The organism is Halanaerobium sp. (assembly GCF_003070835.1).
In genome coordinates, this window is the sequence record NZ_QBLR01000217.1 from 1 (window position 1) to 5,752 (window position 5,752).

The following is a 5,752-nucleotide window of genomic DNA, read 5'->3' on the forward strand; positions in this document are numbered from 1 at the left end:
GATATAATTTTCAAATTTTATTTACCACTGATTGTGTCAAGTAGCTTTTGGATATAAATTAAGACTCCCTATAAATATTTTAAAACGCAAGAGACTTTACCGCTCTTTGCAATCCATTAACTTTGCCTTTACGTAAGGCAGGAACTGTTTCCTTAGCGACTGGGAATAATGTTTTTCTGTGATCTATAATTTTTTCTGTTCTCATTTTTATTCTTTTTTCTTTTTCTTTATGCTCATATATTCGATATAAATCATCTTTTTTGCCTCCATTATATTTAAATGCCCTTAATCTAGCCATTCTATCTGCACCATCTTCTGACCAGGATAGAGGTCTGGATGACATTCTTGAAGCCAACACATGACTTACATGTCCTTCAGCACTACAAACTTCTGCATTTGGATCATTGACATAATTATTAATACCTGCCCAGTTTGAATATATATAGTTTCTTGCTTCTTTTACTGCTTTTTTATGTTTCCCATTTTCTGCTTTCTGAGAAATTGCTCTAAATGTTCCTTTTACACACTTGTAATTAGCAGTATTTAAGCCTAACCAAAGAAAATGTCTTTTTTTAGGACAGTGACCTGTAGCTTTTAGCACATATTTATTTAAATGATATCTATCCAATATATATTTTGTTTTCTGTATCTCTTTAAGACCGGTTTTAATCCAGTTAGCCCCGTCACCTGCCAAAAATATTGTCTCAATATAGTCCATATCATATTTATCATCTATATAGCTTAATACCTCTTCCCAGAGATTTTCTGATTTGTTGTAAATACCTGAAAAGAATTTAGTGTTTTTTAATTTGTTTCTAGCGCCTTCACGGCCTTCATGCACATAGACCAGTTTTGTCACTTTATTTTCAGATTTATCTTTCTCATTTTCATCACGGTTTTTTCTCTGGATCGAAATATGGTCCTCATCTGCTTCTATGTAAAGATATTTAATCTTCTTTTTATCAGCAAGCTTTTCATCAGTAACTCTATTATCTATTTTACCCAGCTTTTTTATCTTGTTTAAAGTTGTCTGCTTACTTAAAGGAACAACCTTAGAAGCCATATTAGCTGCTTTCTGATATGAATATTCTTCAGCCTTTTCTACCAAATCAAGCTCTAAACCTTTGTCCATTCTCTGATATCTTTCTATTCCAAAAATATCATCCACAAGATATGTGTAATTTGTATTTTCTCTGTTTTTAGAAGCATAATATGTTCTTTGATATTTTACCTCTCCAAACTGAGTGATTAAAGTTTTATCCATATCTCTGGCCTGTATATTCCATAATTTTTTGCGTTCTTTAGATTCCATAATTTCCTGATCCATTTTTTCTAAAACATGTGCTAGGGCCTCTCGCCCCAATTTATCCATATCTTGCTGCATAATTTCAATTAGCTCTGAAATGTTCTCCTTTTCACCTTCAAAAAGATTATCTACATATTTTTCGATATGACAGATGAAATTTTCTGCAAAATCCTGTATAATATTATCCATAAGAAGACTCCCCTTTCTTTGTTTTTTGTCCTAAAAACATTTTATCAAAAAGGGAGTCTTCTTTCTATTTTTTTAGCTAATTCTAATTTAAATCTCCAAAACTTATTTTACACTAACTTACCACTCAGCAACTGTTCCATCCTGGTGACGCCAAACTGGACTTTTCCAATTATGCTCTTCTTGGGCCATCTTTCGTACATGCTCTTCATCAATTTCAATCCCTAAACCAGACCTCTTAGGAATCTCCACATATCCCTCCTGATAATCAAATACAGATGGGTCAACTAAATACTCTAATATATCACTTCCTTGATTATAGTGGATTCCTAAGCTCTGTTCTTGGATATAGGCATTATGAGCTGTAGCATCTACCTGTAAACAGGATGCTAAGGCAATTGGCCCTAATGGACAATGAAAAGCTACTGCTACATCATAAGCTTCAGCCATAGCAGCAATTTTTTTACATTCTGTAATTCCTCCAGCGTGAGAAAGATCAGGTTGGATGATATCTACATATCCCTTGGCTAGTAAATCTTTAAAGTCCCAACGAGAGAACATTCTTTCTCCTGTTGCAATTGGAGTCCTAGTTTGCTTCGTAATTTCCTTTAATACTTCATTATTCTGTGGTAATACTGGCTCTTCAATAAACATTAAATTATATGGTTCTAACTCCTTAGCTAAAAACTTGGCCATTGGTTTATGAACCCGACCATGAAAGTCTACTCCAATACCAAAATCTTCTCCTACCTCTTCTCGCACTGCAGCCACTCTATCTACCACTTCTGCTACTTTCTTATTAGAATCAATATACTGTAATTCCTCAGTTGCATTCATCTTAATAGCAGTAAAGCCTGCTTCTTTTCTTTTTTTAGCAACTTTACCTACATCACTTGGTCTATCGCCACCAATCCAGGAATAAACCCTAATTGAATCCCGACAAGCTCCACCTAATAGTTCATAAATAGGAGCATCATAATATTTCCCTTTAATATCCCAGAGTGCTTGATCAATTCCTGCAATAGCACTCATTAAGATTGGCCCGCCACGATAAAAACCACTTCTGTATAAAACTTGCCAGTGATCTTCTATTCTAAGAGGATCTTTTCCAATTAAATACTCACTTAATTCTTCTACAGCAGCTTTTACTGTCTTGGCCCTTCCTTCAACTATTGGCTCCCCCCAACCACTAATTCCTTCATCAGTTTCAACTTTTAAAAATAACCATCTCGGAGGAACAATAAATGTTTCTAAGTTAGTGATTCTCATCTTTATTACCCCTTTATATAATATTAATCAATTTTTAATTTTTACAATCACTTTTTTTGCTTCTTGACCATCAGCTAGACAAATACCAGGCATATGAATATCTTGAGGCATAAAGACTACAAAGTTTCCTGGCTCAACTGTAATAAAATCACCATCACCTGCAAAAGTTAAAAAGTCATTATCTTCATCAGATTCATCAAGATCCATTCTTTCTAAATTAGAATACCCCATTAATTCAGTTCCTTCTACAAGATATTGAATATCAATATATTCACGATGTCCTTCCCAGACTCCTTCTTCTTGCGGCTTAGTTTCATAAGAGTCTACTATAGCAAAAATATCATCTCCCTCTATTTCATACTTACCATCTTCTATCTCTGAAAAATCATTTTCTTCCAAAAACTTAAACGCCTTTTTTAATAGCTCACTTACCCCATAATAACAAGATGAATTAGCAAGACTATCAATAATCATATTTAAATCCCCCTTTAATTATAAGGTATTTCTGGTCTCTTCTACAATTTGAGTTAATTTTTTTGCATTTTCAGTTATAACTTCATAATTCTCTTCTGCTATAGCTTCTTTATCCATTAGAGCACTTCCAACTCCAAGAGCCACTACCCCTGCTTCAATAAAATCAGCAGCATTATCTAAACCAACTCCTCCAGTAGGCATCATTGGTATATGATTTAAAGGACCTTTGACACTTTTAATATATTTTGGCCCCATAACTCCTGCTGGAAATATCTTTACTAAATCAGCTCCAGCTTGATAGGCATTAACAATCTCAGTTGGCGTCATCACCCCAGGAATTACTACTTTCCCATAGCGGTTACAGACTTCAATTACATCTTGATTTAAGTTTGGAGCAAAAACAAATTCAGCTCCAGCTAGGATAGCAGCTCGGGCTGTTTCACCATCTAATACTGTTCCGGCTCCTACAATTGCATCTGTATCCTTTACCCTTTCTGATACTTCTTCAATTAAATCTATAGCACCAGGAGAATTTAAAGTTATTTCTAAAGCTTTTACTCCTCCTTCTAATAGAGCATCAACAATATTAACTACTTTATCTACTTCCATACCTCTAATAACTGCAATAACTCCACTATCTATAATTGTTTGTAGATTCTCTTGTTTTTCCACTTTTATCCCCCCATTACTATCTAGTAATAGCTTCTTTCTCTCCTGTAAATACTTCCACTTCTTCTCTAGTAGGTAGTCCCTCTACATCACCAATGACTGTAGTAGCAAAAGCACCTACTGCATTAGCTAATCTAGTAGATTCTACTAAATTTTTTCCTCTTAATTGACCAGAAATAAATCCCGCTGCAAAACCATCTCCTGCTCCAATTGGATCTACAACTCTCTCTACTGGATAACCTGCCACTTTTCTCTTACTATCTCTGTTAGCTACCAAAGCACCTTCTGCTCCTAATTTAACTACCACAATCTTTGCACCTAAATCTAAAATTTCTTCAGCTATCTCTGTTGGATCATCTGTTTCTAACAAAATTTCTCCTTCCTCTATTCCTGGAAGTACAATATCAGCTTGCTTAAATAAATCTAACATAACTTCTCGCATTATTTCTTTACTCCACAATTTTAAACGTAAGTTAGGGTCTAAAGAGACCTTAACATTATTATCTTTAGCTATTTTAATAGCTTTTAAAATTGTATTGTGACAAGATCCACTTAGTGCAGGTGTAATTCCTGTTAAATGTAAATACTTAGCTTGGGCAATATAATCTTCAGATAGATCTTCTGGCTTCATTTTACTAGCTGCTGATCCATGCCGATAATAATAAACATTACTCTCTCCTAATTCTTTTCTTTCTTTAAAAAATAATCCTGTAGGAGCCTGAGAAGTAAACTTAACTTGAGAAGTATCCACTCCCTCTCCTCTAATAAAAGACTTCACATACTCACCATGTGGATCGTCACCTAATTTACTGAACCAACCTACTTGATGACCTAATCTAGCTAGACCAATAGCAAAATTACTTTCTGCTCCTCCTAATTGTTTCTTATAATCATAAATATACTTTAGATTCCCTGCTTCTACAGGATTCATCATCACCATAGTCTCTCCAAGAGTAACTACATCTAGCATAAATCACCCTCCTTTACTTTTTTTGTTTTAGTCGTCTGCATAATGTCTAAGGCCCACAGTAACAAGGACCATGAAATAAATTTTTAGTGATTCCCCTCTGAAATATGGCATACTATAATTATAGATACTAAAAATACCACAAACAAAAAAGAGGAAATCATAATGTCTTTTAATTCTCAAAAGCAATTGTCTTTCGTAGTTCTTTATGAACAAGCCAAAGATTTGACTCAAAATGATAAATCTCAGTTCTTTGAAATGCTCGATTAATATCTTGATTTATCTAAATTTCTTCCATCCATCTTTTACAATGCTTACTACAACTATTTTTGTAGAAATAGAACTTACAAATTGGAATCGATTCTTTTTGCTTTTATCCTACAAAAAATATTAGGAATTCCAACTCTTATGTTCTTATTTAATATTTTTTCTTTAAGGAGCGATTTAAGGGATTTCTGTGTTTTTAAATCTGTTCCTGATATCCCTCATTTTTCTCGGTTTAAGACAACGTTTGAAGATAATTTAAAAGAACTTTTTTATCATCTTGTTGAGATTACTGAGCCACTTTACAGAAAAATTGATCCTCAAAATTTGATCTTTTCATTTATAACACAACTGGCTTTGAACCATATTTGACTGAAAACAATACTAAATACATAAACAATACCATTCTCAGACTCAAAAATATCTACAGAAAAGATAAAAATATTAATATATATGCCTTCGCTTATCGGTCTATGACTACTTCAGCTCAGGTTAATAAAAAGATAAAACAGCTCTACATTAATGTCCATTTCTACTATATCTACAAAGCGGGTATTGTCACTAACGGGCTTGGAGTCATCCGTCATATCTCCTTTTTTGATGATGAATTTAAAGAT

The 5,752-nt window shown here is 33.7% G+C and carries 5 protein-coding genes; all 5 read right to left on the bottom strand.

The genetic code is table 11. From position 1 onward, the window contains the following. Positions 1 to 79: 79 nt before the first annotated feature. On the bottom strand, positions 80 to 1,495 hold the full coding sequence (locus CI949_RS15715) for an ISLre2 family transposase (RefSeq protein ID WP_290768026.1): 1,416 nt from the start codon (positions 1,493 to 1,495) through the stop codon (positions 80 to 82). A gap of 117 nt (positions 1,496 to 1,612) precedes the next feature. After that, on the bottom strand, positions 1,613 to 2,761 hold the full coding sequence (gene dgoD, locus CI949_RS15720) for a galactonate dehydratase (protein WP_290768029.1): 1,149 nt from the start codon (positions 2,759 to 2,761) through the stop codon (positions 1,613 to 1,615). A 27-nt stretch (positions 2,762 to 2,788) separates the two neighbouring features. Further along, positions 2,789 to 3,235: a YhcH/YjgK/YiaL family protein gene (locus CI949_RS15725; RefSeq protein ID WP_290768032.1), complete on the bottom strand. Its 447-nt coding sequence runs from the start codon at positions 3,233 to 3,235 to the stop codon at positions 2,789 to 2,791. A gap of 18 nt (positions 3,236 to 3,253) precedes the next feature. Continuing rightward, a complete protein-coding gene (locus CI949_RS15730) occupies positions 3,254 to 3,907 on the bottom strand; it encodes a bifunctional 4-hydroxy-2-oxoglutarate aldolase/2-dehydro-3-deoxy-phosphogluconate aldolase (RefSeq protein ID WP_290768035.1) in 654 nt (217 codons plus the stop codon). A gap of 16 nt (positions 3,908 to 3,923) precedes the next feature. Next, positions 3,924 to 4,874, bottom strand: coding sequence for a sugar kinase (locus CI949_RS15735; RefSeq protein ID WP_290768037.1), 951 nt, complete (start codon positions 4,872 to 4,874; stop codon positions 3,924 to 3,926). Positions 4,875 to 5,752: the final 878 nt, after the last annotated feature.

Coding starts and splice junctions, on each gene's coding strand:
- CI949_RS15715 (WP_290768026.1), bottom strand. CDS start 1,495: ATGGATAATATTATACAGGATTTTGCAGAAAATTTCATCTGTCATATC.
- dgoD (WP_290768029.1), bottom strand. CDS start 2,761: ATGAGAATCACTAACTTAGAAACATTTATTGTTCCTCCGAGATGGTTA.
- CI949_RS15725 (WP_290768032.1), bottom strand. CDS start 3,235: ATGATTATTGATAGTCTTGCTAATTCATCTTGTTATTATGGGGTAAGT.
- CI949_RS15735 (WP_290768037.1), bottom strand. CDS start 4,874: ATGCTAGATGTAGTTACTCTTGGAGAGACTATGGTGATGATGAATCCT.